This window comes from Pseudonocardia sp. (genome assembly GCF_025965585.1).
GTDB lineage: Bacteria > Actinomycetota > Actinomycetes > Mycobacteriales > Pseudonocardiaceae > Pseudonocardia.
In genome coordinates this window covers 1-17,796 of sequence record NZ_JAOPWR010000029.1, presented here as the reverse complement: position 1 = coordinate 17,796, position 17,796 = coordinate 1, and the positions used below count along the sequence as shown (strand labels likewise).

Below are 17,796 nucleotides of genomic sequence, written 5' to 3'. Positions count from 1 at the left end.
TCGGCGATGCCCGTCGAGTTGATGCGCGGCTTCGAGGAGGCCTTCGGCTGCAAGGTGCTCGAGGGCTACGGGCTGTCCGAGAGCTCTCCGGTGGCGTCGTTCAACCACCCCGACCGCGAGCGCAAGCCGGGCTCGATCGGGACCCCGATCGAGGGAGTGGCGATGAAGGTCGTCGACGACGACGGTCGCGAGGTTCCGCAGGGCGACGTCGGCGAGATCGTGATCCGCGGCCACAACGTGATGAAGGGCTACTGGAACCGGCCCGACGCCACCGCGGAGGCGATTCGCGACGGGTGGTTTCACACCGGCGACATGGCCAGGGTCGACGAAGACGGGTACTTCTTCATCGTCGATCGCAAGAAGGACATGATCATCCGGGGCGGCTACAACGTCTACCCGCGCGAGATCGAGGAGGCCCTCTACGAGCACCCCGCCGTCGCGGAGGCCGCGGTGATCGGCATCAAGCACGCTGACCTCGGCGAGGAGATCGGCGCGGCGGTGGCGTTCAAGAGCGGGCAGTCCGCCGATCCTGCGGAGCTGTCGGCGTTCGTGAAGGAGCGGGTGGCGGCGTACAAGTACCCGCGTCACGTGTGGGTGGTCGACCAGCTGCCCAAGGGCCCCACCGGCAAGATCCTGCGCCGCGAGGTGCAGGCGCCGGAGGGTACGGGCACCTGACCCCGCCCCCCACCCACCCGATCCGCTCGCCGTTTTGCGTCCTCGCACCCTCCATGGAGGGTGCGAGGACGCAAAATCGCGCGCAGATCCGGGGGCTCAGCTCAGCAGGGCCGTCGCCGTCAGCTCGGGGGCGCTGATCATCGCGTCGTGGCCGGTGGCGAGCTCGCGCCACTCCCAGCCCTCGCGCCGCACGATCGCGTGGGCGGAGTGCACCGCGGGGTAGGCCGGGTCGGTGCAGCAGATGTAGGTCACCGGCACGCCGTTGCCGAGCGGCGCCGTCAACCCGAACGGCTCGGTGTAGGTGCGCAGCGGGTGCGGGGTGAGGCGCCGCTCCAGCCAGGCCAGGTCGTCCGGCTCGGACACGCCGAAGTTCGCCGCGGGCGGCGGCGGGTAGGTCAGCCCACCGGCAGCCTGCGCCGTCCGCTCCCGGCCGGCCTCCGGCGGCAGGCCCGCGAATCCGGGCTCCCCCGGCTCCACGAGCACGCCGTCGAGCAGGACGAGCCGGGCCAGCCGCTCCGGCACCCGCTGAGCCACGCCCAGCGCCACCAGCGACCCGAAGCTGTGCCCGACGAGCACCACGTCGGTCAGCTCCTCCCACTCCAGCACGGCGACGACGTCCTGCACCACGGTGGCCGGCCCGACGTCCGGGCCCAGCAGGTGCGCGCGCTCGCCGAAGCCGGTGAGCGTGGGGGTGAACACGTCGTGGCCCGCGGCCCGCAGCAGCGGGGCCACCCGCGACCAGCACCAGCCGCCGTGGCAGGCACCGTGGACGAGGACGAAGGTCATGTGCGGGAGTCTCGCAGGCCGGTAGCGTCCCCGGCATGGGTTGGTTGTTCCTCGCCGGGGCGATCGGCACGGAGGTCGCGGGCACGGTCGCACTGCGCGCGCTCGCCACGGAGTTCCGGTGGGGGCCGGCGATCGTCGTCGGGGTCGGGTATCTCGCCTCGTTCGGGCTGCTCGCCCTGGCGCTGCGCAGCGTGAACGTCGGCCCGGCGTACGCCATCTGGTCGGGCGTCGGCACCGCGGGCGTGGCCGTGCTCGCGCTGCTGATCTACGGCGAGCGGATCAACGCGGTCGGTGTCGTGGGCCTGGTGCTGATCGTCGCCGGGGTCGGCGTCCTGTCCCTCAGCGGCGCCGTCCACGGGTGATCAGGCCTGGGCGGGGGCCGCCTCCGGCTCGACCGGGGCGGGTTCCGGGTGGCCCAGATGCGTCAGCCAGCCGCGGAGGACCTGGTGCAGGGCCTCCGCCCCGACGATCTCGCCGGGCGGGGGCAGCTCGGCGGGGTGCAGCAGGAAGCCGCGCGACTGCGGGCCGCCCAGCCCGCCGTGGCTGCCCACGTGCGGCTCGAACGGTGACGCGTCGTCCGTCGCGGGGTCGTAGCGGCTGTTGATCAGCACGTCGGGGCAGTACGGGAAGCCGTCGACGCGGCGGATCAGGTCGGGGGCGTGCGGGCCGTAGTCGGCCAGTGGGTCCTCACCGAGGACCTCACCCGTGGCGATCCGGTGCACGCCGTCGCGGCCGAGCACCACCGGGCCCCGCTCGGCGCTGCGCACCAGCAGGAAGCCCACACCGTCATGGTCGACGAGCGAGGGCAGCAGGTCGGGGAACTCGCGTTCGATCGTCTCCAGCTCCACGCGGCCCTCGTGTTCGGTGAACGACACCATCGCCACGTGCCCGGACACCACCACGACGACGCCCGGGGCCGCGCGCGTCACCGCACCGGGGGCGCCGTCGACGGTGCGCGGCAGCTCCTCGGCCCTGCCGGCCCGGGCCACGCGCGCGCGGAGCCTGCGGGCGATCGGACCACCGTGGCTGCCGGCCTCGGCCAGTGCCGCGCCCACCTGCCAGCCCTCCGCGCCACGGCGCGCCTCCGACCGGTCGCGGCGGCCCTCCCGGCGGGCTGCGGGCGTCGGCTCGCCCCCGCACAGGCGGCCGACCAGCGCCTCGACCGACTCGTCGAAGCGGTCGGCGAAGGCCCAGCCCTGGGTGAGCCCGTGGTCGGAGAACACCACCAGGTGGTAGTCGCGGGGCGCGAGCTGCACTGCCCGGCGCAGCCGTCCGATCTGCTGGTCGATGGACCGCACGACGGCCAGGGAGTCGAACCGCTCGACGCCGGAGTGGTGGCCCACCTCGTCGTAGCCGAGGAAGTCGGCATAGACCGCGCCACGCCCGGCCAGCATGTCCCCGATGACCGCCGAGACGACGACGTCGCGGGCGACCACCGTGGTGCCAGCCCGGGCGAACGGGTAGAACCCGCCGCGGCTGACTCGCGGGTGCACGGCGGCGCGCCACTGCCGCAGCGCCGCCGAGACCTCCCGCACGACGTCCACCAGCGCGCCGGCCAGCGTGCGGACGGCGTTGAACGGGTTGGCGAAGTAGGCGTAGTACCCGGCGCCCACGCCGTCACTGTTGCGGCGGCCGCGGCGGGCCCGACCGGCCAGCAGCGGCACCGCGCTCATCGTCATGCTGACGTGCTCGGCGTCGCCGGTGAAGAGGCTGCCGCGGGCTGCGCCGTCGACGGCGAGCAGGCCGCGGCCGTCGGAGTGGCGGCGCTCGATCTCCGCGGCGTCCTCAGGGTGCGCACACGCCATGACGTGGTCGCGGTCCTTCTCGTACCAGCGGAAACCGAGGATGTCGTGGTTGCTGCCGTGCAGGATGGCGCAGACGCTCGCGCCGGTCTGGGAGCTCCAGTCGCAGTGCCAGTCGGTGAGCTTGTGGCTGCCCTCGGCGAGCCAGGCCGCGAACGTGGGCATGTCCCCGTCGCGGACGGCGCGGCGCACGGTGTCGTACCCGAGGCCGTCGATCTGCAGGAACAGCACGCCGGGCGGCCGGTCGTCCGCGCCCTCGGGCCCGTCCCCGTGGTTTCGGCGGCGGGCGGTGCGCCGGAAGAAGATCTCGTCCTCGTCGATCGCGAGCAGGCTGCTCACCGCGGCGGCGACGGCCGACATCGCGACGACCAGCACCACCGCCGTGCGCAGGTCGGCGATCTGGACGCCCGGGACGGCGAACGAGATCGCGAGCAGCGCCGCGCCCAACAGCAGGAACGACCCGATGCCGAGGGTGAACAGCGCGAACGGCAGCGCCACCCGCAGGATCAGCGGCCAGAGCACGGCCGAGAGCAGGCCGAACGCCAGCGCCACGACCGTCGGCTGCCACCACTCGGGCATCGAGAAGCCGTCGAGCCAGAGGTCGAGCAGCCGCAGCGCGGCCACCGAGATCAGCCAGACCAGCAGCACCCGCGCGAGGACGCGTCCGCCACGCAGGATCCGCCCGCTGTCCCGGGGTGGTGTGGTCACGCCTGCTCCTCGCTCGTCCCGGTGGGGCTCGTCCCGGTGGGGCTCGTCCCGGTGTGGCTCGCGGCCGCTCGTCACCGCTTGCGCCGGGTGCGCCAGCGGTTGATCAGTGTGCCCGCCACCCCCACCAGCAGCACCAGGACGGTGGCCAGCAGCGTGGCGATCAGCGGGGAGTCGAACAGCCCGCCGCTGACGATGCCCAGGACGGAGTACGCCGCGGCCCACAGCAGGCAGGCGAGCGCGGCCGCCGGCACCATGCGGCGCAGGGGGTAGTTCAGCGCCGCCGCGGCCAGCAGCACCGGGATCCGGCCCCCCGGGATCAGCCGCCCGGCCACGACGAGCTGCCAGCCGCGGGTGGCGAACTGCTCGCGCACCTTCGCAAGGCGTTCGGGGGCCTGGCCCCGCGCCACCCAGCGCAACGCCGCCTCGCTGCCCACCCGCCCGACGGCGAACGTCACGAGGTCGCCGGCCAGCGCCGCCACGGTGGCGACCAGGATCACCAGGGGCAGCGACAGGTGGTGGGTGGTGGTGGCGATCGCCGCGGCGGCACCGACCACGGCGCCCGTGGGGACGATCGGCAGGATCGAACCGAGCAGCACGCCGCCGAGCAGCACCGGGTAGCCGATGGTGGAGGGGTCGGTCCAGTCCAGGGCCAGCGCGTTCCCCGGCCCGCTCAAGGCCGGGCCGGCGTGCTCGGCAGGGCGACCCGCTCGCCCGGCGCGGTGACGACGACGTGCGTGGGGCCGCCCGTGGCCGCGACGGCGTCGGCGAACTCGCGCGGGGGCTCCACCAGCAGCCGGCGCATGCGCTCCCCCGGCCCGCCCGGTACCCGCGTCAGCCCGGCGACCGCGAGGGTGCCCCAGTGCACGGGCACCGCGACGCGCGGGCGCAGCACGTCCACGGCCCGCGCCGCGCGGTCCGGCGTCAGGTGGCCGGGCCCGAGCGACGGGCCCCAGCCCCACACCGGGACCAGCGCGACGTCGACCGGCGGCAGGTCGGCCATGCCGTCGAACAGGTCGGTGTCACCGGTGGCGTAGACGCGCACGTCCGACGTCTCCAGCAGGTGGCCCATGGCGCGGGCCTGCGGGCCGTGGGTGGAGCGGGGGCCCCAGCGGTGGCCGCTGTGGGCGGCCTCGACGCCGGTGACGCGCAGGTCCCCGTGCACCAGCTCCTCGCCGGGCGCGAGCTCCTCGACGCCCGGGATGCCCTTGTGCCGCAGCCAGGTGCCCGCCCCCCGCGGCACCACCACCCGGGCCCCGCGCGGCAGCAGCCGCAGCGACGGCAGGTGCAGGTGGTCGCCGTGCAGGTGCGAGAGGAGCACGAGATCGACGCCGGTGCGGTCGGCGGCGGTGGGCACGGGCCCGAACCGCCGCAGCGGCCCGACCCCCCGCGTCAGCAGCGGGTCGGTGAGCACGACATGCCCGGCCATCTCCATCCGGACGGTGGAGTGGCCGAGGAACCGCATGGCGAGCCCGTGCACGGGATCATCATCCCAGGTGGCAACCGAACCCGATCGAACAGCGCGAATCGGCACGGCCGGCACGCGAGTCGCCGCGGCAAGGCGCCCGAGTCGACACGAACCGGTACGAACCGGCACGATCACCTCGCAGGGCCCCGCGCCCGATCGTGGCGGCTCGCGAGGGTGGGTGTGGCGGCTCGCGGGGGTGGTCAGCCGAAGCGGACCGGCTGGCCCGTGGACTCCAGCACCGCCATCCACAGGTCACCGTGCGGGTCGACCTGGTTGCGCCTGCTCACCGCCACCCCCATCGGGATGTGGACGAAGCGGCGGCGCCAGCGGCCCACCACCATCTCGGTACGGCCGGACATCGCCGCGTGCACCGCCGCCTGCGACAGCCGCACGCAGTACACCGAGTCGTACGGGTTGGCCGGCACGCTGCGGATGGCGTAGCTGGGGTCGATGTAGCGGATGGACGTCTCGACGCCCGCGTCGGAGAAGTGGTCGCCGATGCGGCGGCGCAGGTAGGGCCCGATGTCCTGGAGCTTCGCGTTGCCCGAGGCGTCGCGACCCTCCGCGTGCCCGTCGAGCAGGTCCTGCCCCGCCCCTTCCGCGACGACCACCACGGCGTGCCCGCGCTCCTCGACCCGCCGCCGCAGGTGCGCGAGCAGCCCCTGCTCGCCGTCGAGGCTGAAGGGCACCTCCGGGATGAGCACGACGTCGGCCCCGGAACGCGCGAGGGCGGCGTAGCAGGCGATGAAGCCCGAATGGCGTCCCATGAGCTTGACCAGCCCGATCCCGTTGGCCGTGGACTTGGCCTCCACCTGCGCCGCGCGGATGGCGTCGCTGGCCACGCTGAACGCGGTCTGGAAGCCGAAGCTCTGGTCGATGTAGGGGATGTCGTTGTCGATGGTCTTCGGGATGCCGACGACGGCGATCATCAGCCCGCGGTCGGCCACGGCCTCCGCGATCTTCATGGCCCCGCGCATCGAGCCGTCGCCACCGATCACGAACAGCACGTTGACGTGCAACTGCTCCAGACAGTCGACGATCTCCTCGGGGTCCTGCGGGCCGCGCGACGTACCGAGCACGGTGCCGCCGTCGGTGGCGATGTCGCGCACGCTCTCCGGCGTCAGGTCGACGACGTCGTGCCCGTACTGGGCGACGAAGCCCTGGTAGCCGTTGCGGATGCCGACGACGCGGCGCACGCGGTAGTGGTAGGTCAGTGTGCGCACGAGCCCGGCGATGACGTCGTTGAGGCCGGGGCACAGCCCGCCGCAGGTGACGATGGCCGCGCGCGTCTTGGACGGGTCGAAGAAGATCTTGCGCCGCGGCCCGCAGGGCTCGAAGCCCGGCAGTTCGGCGAGTGCGACGCCGCGCGAGGACATGCCCGCGGCCGTGTCGTCGAGCAGGACGCGGTCGTGCTCGTCGACGTAGTGCTCGGTGGTCCGCCGGGCGTCCAGCAACGGTGCCATCGGCGAGGTGATCCGCGACGTGCCCAGGGTCGTGATCGTCAGGTCGGGCGCGGCCTGGATGCGGGGCAGTTCGACGACGTTGTGGGCGTCGGTGTGGTCATGCGCGTCGTTCTCGTCCCCGAACGCGGTGGTCACAGCAGCTCCTGCAGCAGTGTCATGCCGGCGGGTCACGCCGCGGCGGTGGGGACCGTGACCCTCTTGACCGGTCCAGTGTGCCTCTGGGCGGGTGGGCGGGCTAGAGGGGGCCCAGCACGCGCTGCACCGCGACCTCGATGACCACCCGCTCGGGGTTCACCCGGGGCTGTCGGTAGCGCTGGGCGTAGCGCCGCACGGCCTCGGCGACGGCGTCGGGATCGCTGCGCACCACGGCCACACCCTCGAGCGTGGACCAGCGCCGGCCGTCGACCTGGGAGACGACGGCCGTGCCCGCCCGCTCGGCGTTCCGCGCCTTCTGCGTGCCGCGGGTGCAGATCACCCGGGCGAGTCCTGCCTCGACGTCGAGGGTGACCCCCACGGGCACGACGTGCGGGCTTCCGTCAGGCCGGAGGGTGACCAGCGTGCACAGGTGCCGCTCGGTCCAGAACGTGACGAACTCGGGCGACACCGTCGACGGGTCGAGAACCGTGGCCACGCGCCGACCCTACGACCCGGCGATCATGCCGGGCCGCACGGCGAAGGACTCCGACCGGACATCCCGGACGAACTTGCCATTAGCAACGACTCCGTGGTCACCTGATCGGATGACAGCTCCACCGGCCCGCTCCGCGCTCGTCATCGGCGTCCTCGCATCGTGCGGTCTCGCCGTCTCGCTGATGCAGACGCTCGTGGTGCCGCTGCTGCCGCAGTTCCCCCGGCTGCTCGACGCGTCGCCCGCGACCGTCGCCTGGCTGGTCACGGCCACGCTCGTGGCAGGGGCGGTGTGCGCGCCGGTGCTCGGACGGCTCGGCGACATGTACGGCAAGCGCCGGATGCTGCTCGTGGCGCTCGCGCTCGTGACGCTCGGGTCGACGCTCGGGGCGGCCTCGCCAGACGTCGGCACGCTCATCGTCGCGCGGGTACTGCAGGGAGCGTCGCTGGGCGTGGTGCCACTGGGCATCAGCATCATGCGCGACCTGCTCCCACCCGGACGTGTCGGCAGCGGCATCGCGCTGATGAGCTCGTCACTGGGGATCGGAGGCGCGATCGGGCTGCCGCTCACCGGGCTGGTGGCCGAGCACGCGAGCTGGCGGTGGCTGTTCGTCGGGGCCGCGGCGCTCGGTGCGTTCCAGTTCCTCGTCGTGAGCCGGATCGTGAGCGAGTCCCCGGAGCGTTCCGGCGGGCGCTTCGACCTCCCCGGCGCCCTCGGGCTCACCGCAGCGCTGGTGAGCCTGCTGCTCGCGATCTCGAAGGGCACCGAGTGGGGCTGGGGCGGCCCGCGCGTGATCGGCCTGCTCGTCATCGCACTGGCGCTGTTCCTGGCCTGGGGACGGCTCGAACTGCGGGCGGGCTCACCGCTCGTGGACCTGCGCGTGTCGTCCCGGCCCGCCGTGCTCTGGACGAACCTCGCGTCGATCCTCATCGGCTTCGCCATGTTCGCAGGGTTCCTCGTCAACACCCAGGTCCTGCAGGCGCCGGCGGAGTCGGGCTACGGCTTCGGACTCTCGCTCGTGGTGGCCGGCGTGGTGCTGCTCCCGATCGGCGTCGCGATGATGATCTTCTCCCCGGTCTCCGCGCGGTTGTCGGCACGCTTCGGCGCCCGCACCACGCTCGTGCTGGGCACCACCGTGCTGACGGTCGGCAACGTCGGCCTGGCCTCCCTGCCGTCGTCGCTGTCGCTGGTGATGGCGGCGTCCACGGTCACCGCGATCGGGGCCGCGCTGAGCTACTCCGCGCTCCCGCTGCTGATCATGGCCGCGGTGCCCTCCACCGAGACGGCGGCGGCCAACAGCCTCAACACCCTGATGCGCATGCTCGGCACGTCGTCGTGCAGCGCGGTGGCTGCGGCGGTGGCCACGGGCCTGACGGCGGTGGTGGCCGGTCAGGTGATCCCGGCCGCCGCCGCGTACACCACGGTGTTCCTCGCCGCAGCGGGTGCGGCCCTGGCGGCCACGGCCATCGCGGCGCTCACCCCTCGGGGCGCGACGGCGGGCGTGACAGCGGAGCCGGCGACGGTCGCCGGGGCCTGAGCGGGCGCCGTCAGCGGCCGGGACGGATGATCAGGCAGCTGCTCGTGGCGTGGGCGGCGAGGCGTCCCGCGCCGTCGAACAGACGCGCCTCGGCCAGCGCGGTGCGCCCGCCCAGGTGCACGACGAGGCCCTCGCAGCGGACGCGTCCGGTGTCGGCGAGCAGCGGGCGCAGGAACTTCACCGACAGGTCGAGGCTGGTGTAGCGCACGCCCGCGGGCAGCGACGAGTGCACGGCACACCCCGCCGCCGAGTCGAGCAGGGTGGCGAACACCCCGCCGTGCACGGAGCCGATCGGGTTGAAGTGGTACTCGGCCGGCTCGAACCCGAACACGACACGCCCCTGCTCCACCTCCTCGACGGTGAAGCCGAGCGTGCTCGCGATCGGCGGTGCGGACACCTCACCGCTCGCCATCCGGCGCACGAACGTGAGGCCGTCCACCTCCCGGGCCGCGGCGGCGATGCCCATCGGGTCGTCCCACGTGTAGCTGCGCTCGCGCACGACAGCGGACCGGACGGCGGGTTCGGTGGTGGTCAACGGCGCTCCTCCAGCTGGGTCCTCATCAGGAACGCAGCCTAGGTCGTCTGGGTTTCTCAGCGCAACCCAGTGATACGCTGCCCACATGGACTGGAGGGAGCTCGACAGCACGCAGTGCTCCGTGGCGCGCACCGCCGACGTGATCGGCGACGGTTGGACGGTGCTCGTCCTGCGCGACCTCTTCAACGGCGTCCACCGGTTCGACGACCTCACCGCCCACCTCGGCATCGCCCGCAACGTGCTCACCCGCAGGCTGGCCGCGCTGGTGGAGCACGGCGTCATCGTCAAGGTGCCCTACCAGGAGCCGGGCCGCCGCGAGCGCCACGAGTACCGGCTCACCCGGGCCGGCCGCGACCTGCTGCCCGTGGTCCTCGCGATGCTCGCCTGGGGCGACGCCCACCGCGCCGGTGAGGACGGGCCGCCGATGGTCGTGGAGCACCGCGAGTGCGGCTCGCCGGTCCACGTCGAGATGCGGTGCGCGGAGGGACATCTGGTCGAGCCGTCCTCGGGGCTGCGGTCGGTGCCCGGGCCCGGGGCGCGCCGCGCGGGGTGAGCCCCTGCGGTCGCCGCGGCGCCGACCACCGTCTAGGAGCGGGTGTCCCGGCGGAGCGGGTGGTCGGCCGGGATCTGCACCAGCACGATCGGCGTGCCGTCGGGGTCGGCCACCCACATCTCGAGCAGGCCCCACGGCTCCTGCCTCGGCTCGCGGACGACGTGACCGGCGAGCTCCCGGTGCGCGGCGTCGAGGTCGCGGACCTGCAGCCACAGCCGGATCGCGCCGTTCGACGACCCGTCCGCCTGGCCGGAGAGCTCCAGGTAGCCGCCGCCGAGGAAGAACACCGTGCCGCCCGGGAACTCGCGCGCGATCGCGAGCCCGAGCACGTCGCGGTAGAACGCCAGGCTGCTCTCCATGTCGACGGGACGCAGCAACACCCGGCCGGCGAGGACCTCCATCAGGTGGACGCCTTCAGGGAGCCGAGCGGCGCCGCCTGGTCGGGGTCGATGCGCAGCGCTGTCATGATCCGGGCGAGCCCCAGGTAGTGCCCCGCCGTCAGCGCCACCTCGACGACGCGGCGGTCGTCCAGCTCGGCGGCCAGCGCAGCGTAGGTGTCGTCGGGCACCTCGCCGTCGCGCACCATGTCGGCCACGAACGCGAGCACCGCCCGCTGCGCCGGGGTGAAGCACGCGTGGCCGGTCTCGCCGGCGTCCAGCGCCGCGATCTGCTCGTCGGTGGCGCCGCATGCGCGCGCGATCGGCACGTGCTGGTCCCACTCGTAGCGGGCGGCCAGCCGCCCGACCTGCAGGATCGTCAGCTCCCGCAGCAGCGGGTCGAGGGCGAGGCCCGACAGCACCGCGCCGCCGAACCTCAGCCACGGCACGAACGCCGTCTCGGCGTGCGCCAGCAGCCCGAACACGTTCAGGCCGGGCAGGCGGGTCAGCGCCTTCGCGGTCGCGGGCGGGGCGTTGTCGGCATCGACGTACGGAACTCGGGCCACGTCCGGCACATTAGGGCGCGGCCGGCACGACCACCACCGGGCAGGGCGCGTGCTCGATGCACGTCCGCGCCACCGACCCGATACGCAGCAGGTCGCTCAGCGCGCCATGCCCGCTGCGGCCCACCACCAGCATCGCGGCGTCCTTCCCCGCTTCGATGAGCACCTCCGCGGGATGACCGCGCAGCACCCGCACGGTGACGTCGCGGTCGCGCAGCTCCGTCGCGACGAGGTCGGCGAGCTCATCGTGGACACCGCGCTCGACGACGTCCTCCGCAGGCAGCTCGGGGAGGAACCCGTAGTTCGACGGGACGGCGGCCCAGTCGTGCAGCGCGGGCGGGTACCGGAAGGCCCGCACCACCTCCAGGTCCGCGCCGAGGCCGTCGGCGGTCGCCGCCGCCCAGCGCAGCGCCGCCGTCGACGTCGCCGACCCGTCCGTTCCCACTACGATCCGGTTCACGGCGCCATCCTGCTCCGCGGCGTCCCGCCCGGCCGGGAGGGGCCCGAAACGATCACCCGGTCCCCCGCGCTCCGTCCACGGACGGGCATCATGCACGGCGCGGGTCCCCCGCTCGCAGGTTGTGCGAGGGCGGGGAGGTCGAGTTGGGTGAGCAGACGCCGGACGATCCCGGCGGGAGCCGCGAGCAACGGGAGTGTGCACACGTGTCGGAGCAGTCGCTGAGCCGGATCGCCATCGTCAATCGCGGTGAGCCGGCGATGCGGCTGATCAACGCGGTACGCGAGTGGAACGCCGAGGGCCGCACGCCACTGCGCACCATCGCCGTGTTCACCGCCGTCGACCGCCACGCGATGTTCGTCCGCGAGGCCGACGAGGCGGTGCTCATCGGCCCGGACGACCCGGACCAGGCGTTCACCGCCAGCCCCTACCTCGACTACGCCGAGCTGGAGCGCGCGCTGAGGGTCGCCCGCGCCGACGCCGTGTGGCCCGGCTGGGGCTTCGTGTCGGAGAAGGCCGACTTCGCACGCCTGTGCCGCGACCTGGACATCGTGTTCATCGGGCCGTCGCCCGAGGTGATGGAGCGGCTCGGCGACAAGATCGCGGCGAAGATGCTCGCCGAGGAGGTCGGCGTCCCGCTGGCCGCGTGGAGCCACGGCGCCGTGGCCGACATCGCGTCGGCGCGCGAGCACGCCGAGCGCATCGGCTACCCCCTGATGGTCAAGGCCACCGCGGGCGGTGGCGGGCGCGGCATCCGTCGGGTCGATCACCCCGACCAGCTCGACGAGGCCTTCGAACGCGCCGGCTCCGAGGCGGCCAAGACCGCGGGTGACGCCACGGTGTTCCTGGAGCGCGCGATCTCGGGCGGACGCCACGTCGAGGTGCAGGTGGTGGCGGACGCCACCGGCGATGTGTGGACGCTCGGCATCCGCGACTGCTCGGTGCAGCGGCGCAACCAGAAGGTGCTGGAGGAGTCCGCGTCCACCGCGCTGGACGCCGAGCAGGAGCAGCTGCTGCGCACGTCCGCAGCGGCGCTGGCGAAGGCCGCGGGCTACGTCAACGCGGGCACGGTCGAGTTCCTCTACGAGCCCAAGGAGCGCCTGTTGACGTTCCTCGAGGTCAACACGCGGCTCCAGGTGGAGCACCCCGTCACCGAGGCCACCACCGGCGTCGACATCGTCAAGCTGCAGCTGCACGTCGCGGGCGGCGGGAAGCTCACCGACATCGCGCCCGAGGCTCCCCCGGCGCGCGGGCACGCCATCGAGGCCCGGCTCACCGCCGAGGACCCGGAGCAGGGCTTCGCGCCCGCCCCCGGCCGCATCGAGCACCTCGCGCTGCCCAGCGGCCCCGGCATCCGCGTCGACACCGGCGTGACGGCGGGCGACCTCATCCCGCCACAGTTCGACTCCATGATCGCCAAGGTGATCTCGTGGGGCCGCGACCGCAACGAGGCCCGGGGCCGGCTCTCGCGCGCCCTGCGCCAGACGGCCGCCGTGATCGACGGCGGCACCACCAACAAGGCGTTCCTGCTCGACCTGCTCGACCGGCCCGAGGTGCTCTCCGGCGACACCGACACCACCTGGCTCGACACGATGATGGCCGCCGGGTACAGCCCGCCGCGGCGGCTCGACGTCGCGCTGCTCGCCACGGCCGTCGAGGCCCAGGAGGCGCACGTGGCCCGCCAGCGCGAGCGGCTGTTCGCCTCCGCCGAGCGTGGCCGCCCCGAGGTCGGGCACGAGACCTGGCACCAGGTGGACGTCCGTGCCGCGGGCGAGTCCTACCGGCTGCGCGTCGCGCAGTCGCGGGGCAACCGCTACCACGTCGAGCTGGACGGCCACTCCGTCGACGTCGACGCCGAGCGCACCGGCCGCTTCGAGCGCAAGCTCACCGTCGGGGAGCAGACGTTCGCGGTGCTGTCGGTGCCGCAGGGGTCGGACTACCTCGTCGAGGTCGACGGCGCGGTGCACCGCATCTCCGGCGGCGAGGCCGGGCTCGTGCGCGCCCCCGCACCGGCGATGGTCGTGTCCATCCCCGTCTCCGCGGGCGACACGGTGGAGGCGGGCGACGTCGTCGCCGTCGTCGAGAGCATGAAGCTGGAGACGGCACTTCGCGCGCCGGTGGCCGGCCGCGTGGCCGAGGTGCTCGTCGACACGAACACGCAGGTGGAGGGCGGCACCAAGCTCATCCGCCTGGAGCCCGACGCCGACGGGGGCCCCGCCTCCGACGGCGACCGTGCGGACCTCTCGGCGCTCGCCGCCCCACCCGTCTCCGGCACCGACGCGGCCGCGGTGGCCGACGACGCGCTGACGTCGCTGCGGTTCCTCGTCCTCGGCTACGACATCGACGAGCGCGACGCCCGCCCGCTGCTGGCGGCGCTGAAGACCGCCCGCGAGACCCTCCCGCCCGGCGACGCCGACGTCCTGCACGGCGAGATGGCCGCGTTCCGGATCTTCGCCGACCTCTGCGCCCTCTCGCGCAACCGCCGCGGCCCGGAGGACGAGTCGCAGCAGATCGACCCGTCCGGCGAGGAGGCGCGCAACCCGCAGGAGTACCTCTACGCCTACCTGCGCTCCCGCGACGCCGACGCCGAGGGGCTGCCCGAGTCGTTCCTCGAGAAGCTGCGCCGGGCGCTGGGCCACTACGGCGTGGCCGACCTGGAACCGTCCGGGGAGCTGTCGAGCGCGCTGTACCGGATGTTCCTGGCCCACCGCCGCGCATCGGCGCACGTGCCCGTGCTGCTGGACCTGCTGCAGTGGCGCCTCGCCCACCCCCACTCGTTGCCCGAGAGCGCCCGCGAGGAGTACCAGCGGGTGCTCGACCGGCTGGTGACGGCGACGCAGCTGCGCCACCCCGTGGTCGGCGGGCTGGCGCGGCGAGTGCGCTACACGTGCTTCGACGCCCCGCTGATCGACGCCGAGCGCGCCGCCGGGCAGGCCGAGGTGCGCGCGGAGCTCGACCGGCTGTCGGACGAGCCCAGCGTGCGCGCGCTGCAGATCGACGCCATCGTCTCGGCGGCGGAGCCGATCCTCGGGGTGTTCGGCGAGCGGCACCAGGCCGCGATGCTCGAGGTGATGACCCGCCGCTACTACCGCGTCCGGCCGCTCACCCACGTCACGCTGCAGGACCGGGCGGGCCGCCCGCTGCTCACGGCGCGCTACGACCACGAGGGCCGGCAGCACGTCGTGCTGGCCACCACGGTCCACACCGCCCCGAACGCGCCTGCTGGCACCGACCCGATGGCCGTCCAGGGCGATCTGCGGCGGCTGTTCACGCAGCTCCCCGAGGACGCCACCGCGCTGCTGGACCTCTACGTCATCGCCGGCGAGGCGCCCGACGCCGACCCCGAGCGCTCGGCGGAGAAGATCCGCGCTCTGCTCGGACGGCTGCCCGAGAGGCTCGCGCGGGTGGCCGTCGCGGTGCGGCGCCCGGCCGGGGACGAGCGGTCGGCCTGGTTCACGTTCCGGCCCGGACCGGACCGCCGTCCCGTCGAGGACCGCACGCTGCGCGGCCTGCATCCGATGGTGGCCGAGCGGCTGGCGCTGTGGCGGCTGTCGGGCTTCGACCTGACGCGCCTGCCCTCACCCGTCGACGTGAATTTGTTCCGCGCGGTGGGCAAGGACGTGCCCGAGGACAAGCGCCTCATCGTGCTGTCGGACGTCCGCGACCTGACGATCCTGCGCGACGAGGGGGGCCGCATCCGCGCACTCCCCCAGCTCGAGCACGTGCTCGACTCCTGCCTCGACGCGCTGCGCTCCGCACGGGCCGCCGACCGCGGCGACGCGAAGCTCGACTGGAACCGCGTGCTGCTCTACGTCTGGCCCGTGGTGGACGTGCCGCTCGAGGAGCTGGACTCGGTGGTGCGCATCCTCGCGCCGCGCTCGGAGGCGCTCGGCCTGGAGCAGGTGATCGTGCAGTTCCGGCACGCCACCCAGCCCGGCGCGGAGCCCCACGAGTACCTGCTGCGGATGTCGCGCCCGCCGGGCGCCGGGCTCACCGTGCGCGTCACGGAGCCGCCGACCGAGCCGATGGGCGAGCTCGACGCGTACACGCAGAAGGTGATCCGGGCCCGCCGCCGCGGCGCGGTGTACCCCTACGAGCTCGTGCCGATGCTGGTGCGCAACCCCGACCGCGGCGGGCCCGCGGGCGTGTTCACCGAGTACGACCTCGACGAGACGTTCACACCGGTGCCGGTGGACCGCGCCCCGGGCGGCAACGCCGCGAGCATCGTGCTGGGCACCGTCACCACGCCCACCGCCCGCTACCCGGAGGGCATGACGCGCGTCGTCCTGCTGGGCGACCCGACGCGCGCGCTGGGCGCGCTGGCGGAGGCGGAGTGCCGTCGCGTGGTGGCCGCGGTCGAGCTGGCCCGGAAGCTGGACGCGCCCATCGAGTGGTTCGCCGTCTCGGCGGGCGCGAAGATCGCGATGGACTCCGGCACCGAGAACATGGACTGGATCTCCCGCGCGCTGCGGGCGATCATCGAGTTCACCCAGGACGGCGGCGAGATCAACGTCGTCGTCACGGGCATCAACGTCGGCGCCCAGCCGTACTGGAACGCCGAGGCCACGATGCTCATGCACACCAAGGGCATCCTCGTCATGACGCCGGAGAGCGCGATGGTGCTCACCGGCAAGCAGTCGCTGGACTACTCCGGCGGCGTCAGCGCCGAGGACAACTTCGGCATCGGCGGGTACGACCGGATCATGGGCCCGAACGGCCAGGCGCAGTACTGGGCACCTGACCTCTCCGCGGCCGTGGAGGTGCTGCAGGCCCACTACGCGCACACCTACCGCGCGCCGGGCGAGCGCTTCCCGCGGCCGGCCCCGACCACCGATGCGGCCGACCGCGACATCTCCTCCTCGCCGCACTCGGGCCCGGGCTGCGACTTCGCCACCGTCGGCGAGGTGTTCACGGCGAACCCGGGGCGCAAGAAGCCGTTCGACATCCGCTCGGTGCTGCGCGCGGTGGCCGACTCCGACCATCCCACGCTGGAGCGCTGGGTCGACATGATCGACGCCGAGGGCGTGGTCGTGCTCGACGCGCACCTCGGCGGGCAGCCGATCGCGCTGCTGGGCATCGAGTCGCGCCCGCTGCCCCGTCGCGGCCGGGTCCCGATCGACGGCCCCACCACGTTCACGGCGGGCACGCTGTTCCCGAAGTCGTCGAAGAAGGCGGCGCGGGCCATCAACGCGGCCAGCGGCAACCGCCCGCTGGTGGTGCTGGCCAACCTGTCGGGCTTCGACGGCTCACCCGAGTCGCTGCGCGAGGTCCAGCTGGAGTACGGCGCGGAGATCGGCCGCGCGGTGGTGAACTTCGACGGGCCCATCGTGTTCTGCGTGGTCAGCCGCTACCACGGCGGCGCGTTCGTGGTGTTCTCCGGGACGCTGAACGACAACATGGAGGTGGCCGCCGTCGAGGGCTCCTATGCGTCCGTGCTCGGTGGCGCCCCGGCCGCCGCGGTGGTGTTCGCGGGCGAGGTCAACAAGCGCACCGCGGCCGATCCGCGCGTCGCCGACCTCGAGGCGCGCATCGCCGAGACCCAGCAGGCCGGCGCCGAGCCCGAGGCGGCCCGGCTCACGGCCGAGCTGGCGGCGCTGCGGCCGGTGGTCCGGTCGGAGAAGCTGGGGCAGGTGGCCGACGAGTTCGACACCGCCCACAGCGTGCAGCGCGCCCAGAGCGTGGGCTCGGTGGACCGGATCGTGCCGTCGACGCAGCTGCGCCCCTACCTGATCGACGCGGTGCAGCGCGGGATGGCGAGGGCAGGCGACTGATCGCGACCCACCGGACGACACCCGTCCCGCGACCGGGCGGTCCTCTCAGCAGGCCGACTTCGTCGAGCTGCCCTTCGGCGGAAGGCCCAGTCGAGGATCGGTGCCCACGCCCTCCACCGGGATCTGCGACCCAGGCCGCGTAGTCCAGGTCCGCTCGCCGGCGACACTGACGTCGCGCCGCGGCTGGTCCCGCAGAACCGCGCACGCGGCTGAGATGGCGTACCGCAACGGTGACAGCTGATCGGTCTCCCCCGGCCTGCAACTCGTACTGATCAACCGTCGCGGCTGCTCAGAGCATCGTTACGACGGATGCCGCCGAGAAGCCGTCTCTTCATCAGTTCGGACGACGGGCGTGCAGGGGCCGGACCGATCAGCGGGAGCAGACGCCCTTCAGCGCGAGGATCCGCTGCACGGCGGTGTCGTTGGCGGCGGCGTCGAGCTTCCCGCTGTTCAGGGCCTGCTCGAGACCGTCGAGC

The 17,796-nt window shown here is 73.7% G+C and carries 15 protein-coding genes; 5 read left to right on the top strand and 10 right to left on the bottom strand.

The window, feature by feature from the left end; genetic code table 11:
• On the top strand, nucleotides 1-675 hold a 675-nt coding region (locus JWR81_RS01480; RefSeq protein ID WP_297645731.1), incomplete at its 5' end, for an AMP-binding protein.
• Between the two features lie 96 nt (nucleotides 676-771).
• Here the strand turns inward: JWR81_RS01480 and JWR81_RS01475 are convergent.
• Nucleotides 772-1,461 carry an alpha/beta fold hydrolase gene (locus JWR81_RS01475; protein ID WP_297645729.1) on the bottom strand — a complete coding sequence of 230 codons (690 nt, stop codon included), beginning with the start codon at nucleotides 1,459-1,461 and terminating at the stop codon, nucleotides 772-774.
• A 35-nt stretch (nucleotides 1,462-1,496) separates the two neighbouring features.
• Here JWR81_RS01475 and JWR81_RS01470 point away from each other — a divergent pair, with 35 nt between their 5' ends.
• Nucleotides 1,497-1,823 carry a multidrug efflux SMR transporter gene (locus JWR81_RS01470; RefSeq protein ID WP_297645727.1) on the top strand — a complete coding sequence of 109 codons (327 nt, stop codon included), beginning with the start codon at nucleotides 1,497-1,499 and terminating at the stop codon, nucleotides 1,821-1,823.
• Here JWR81_RS01470 and JWR81_RS01465 read toward each other — a convergent pair whose 3' ends face one another.
• The 5 genes from JWR81_RS01465 to JWR81_RS01445 form a co-directional block, all read right to left on the bottom strand.
• Nucleotides 1,824-3,971: a phage holin family protein gene (locus JWR81_RS01465; RefSeq protein WP_297645725.1), complete on the bottom strand. Its 2,148-nt coding sequence runs from the start codon at nucleotides 3,969-3,971 to the stop codon at nucleotides 1,824-1,826. It lies immediately after the preceding gene.
• 71 nt (nucleotides 3,972-4,042) lie between these two features.
• On the bottom strand, nucleotides 4,043-4,618 hold the full coding sequence (locus JWR81_RS01460; protein ID WP_297645735.1) for a VTT domain-containing protein: 576 nt from the start codon (nucleotides 4,616-4,618) through the stop codon (nucleotides 4,043-4,045).
• Between the two features lie 23 nt (nucleotides 4,619-4,641).
• Nucleotides 4,642-5,448, bottom strand: a complete 807-nt coding sequence (locus JWR81_RS01455) for an MBL fold metallo-hydrolase (protein ID WP_297645723.1) — start codon at nucleotides 5,446-5,448, stop codon at nucleotides 4,642-4,644.
• 188 nt (nucleotides 5,449-5,636) lie between these two features.
• Nucleotides 5,637-6,959 carry an ATP-dependent 6-phosphofructokinase gene (locus tag JWR81_RS01450; protein WP_297645733.1) on the bottom strand — a complete coding sequence of 441 codons (1,323 nt, stop codon included), beginning with the start codon at nucleotides 6,957-6,959 and terminating at the stop codon, nucleotides 5,637-5,639.
• 175 nt (nucleotides 6,960-7,134) lie between these two features.
• Nucleotides 7,135-7,530, bottom strand: a complete 396-nt coding sequence (locus JWR81_RS01445) for a PPOX class F420-dependent oxidoreductase (protein ID WP_297645721.1) — start codon at nucleotides 7,528-7,530, stop codon at nucleotides 7,135-7,137.
• Nucleotides 7,531-7,639: 109 nt separating this feature from the next.
• Here JWR81_RS01445 and JWR81_RS01440 point away from each other — a divergent pair, with 109 nt between their 5' ends.
• Nucleotides 7,640-9,064 (top strand): MFS transporter, encoded by a 1,425-nt coding sequence (locus tag JWR81_RS01440; RefSeq protein WP_297645719.1) that lies wholly within the window; start codon nucleotides 7,640-7,642, stop codon nucleotides 9,062-9,064.
• A gap of 10 nt (nucleotides 9,065-9,074) precedes the next feature.
• Here the strand turns inward: JWR81_RS01440 and JWR81_RS01435 are convergent, their stop codons facing one another.
• Entirely contained in the window at nucleotides 9,075-9,599 is a 525-nt protein-coding gene (locus JWR81_RS01435; protein ID WP_297645717.1) for a PaaI family thioesterase, read from the bottom strand.
• A gap of 85 nt (nucleotides 9,600-9,684) precedes the next feature.
• Here JWR81_RS01435 and JWR81_RS01430 point away from each other — a divergent pair, with 85 nt between their 5' ends.
• Nucleotides 9,685-10,152, top strand: a complete 468-nt coding sequence (locus tag JWR81_RS01430; protein ID WP_297645715.1) for a helix-turn-helix domain-containing protein — start codon at nucleotides 9,685-9,687, stop codon at nucleotides 10,150-10,152.
• Between the two features lie 32 nt (nucleotides 10,153-10,184).
• Here JWR81_RS01430 and JWR81_RS01425 read toward each other — a convergent pair whose 3' ends face one another.
• From JWR81_RS01425 to JWR81_RS01415, 3 genes are read right to left on the bottom strand one after another with little or no spacing between them, the layout of a single operon-like run.
• The gene (locus tag JWR81_RS01425) at nucleotides 10,185-10,553 is read right to left on the bottom strand and encodes a VOC family protein (RefSeq protein WP_297645713.1); all 369 of its coding nucleotides are present in this window, start codon (nucleotides 10,551-10,553) and stop codon (nucleotides 10,185-10,187) included.
• Nucleotides 10,553-11,095, bottom strand: a complete 543-nt coding sequence (locus tag JWR81_RS01420; protein WP_297645712.1) for a carboxymuconolactone decarboxylase family protein — start codon at nucleotides 11,093-11,095, stop codon at nucleotides 10,553-10,555. The genes JWR81_RS01425 and JWR81_RS01420 overlap by 1 nt, the downstream gene beginning before the upstream one ends.
• A gap of 10 nt (nucleotides 11,096-11,105) precedes the next feature.
• On the bottom strand, nucleotides 11,106-11,552 hold the full coding sequence (locus JWR81_RS01415; protein WP_297645710.1) for a universal stress protein: 447 nt from the start codon (nucleotides 11,550-11,552) through the stop codon (nucleotides 11,106-11,108).
• A 203-nt stretch (nucleotides 11,553-11,755) separates the two neighbouring features.
• Here JWR81_RS01415 and JWR81_RS01410 point away from each other — a divergent pair, with 203 nt between their 5' ends.
• Complete coding sequence (locus JWR81_RS01410; protein WP_297645708.1) at nucleotides 11,756-17,320, top strand: carboxyl transferase domain-containing protein; 5,565 nt, start codon at nucleotides 11,756-11,758, stop codon at nucleotides 17,318-17,320.
• Nucleotides 17,321-17,796: the final 476 nt, after the last annotated feature.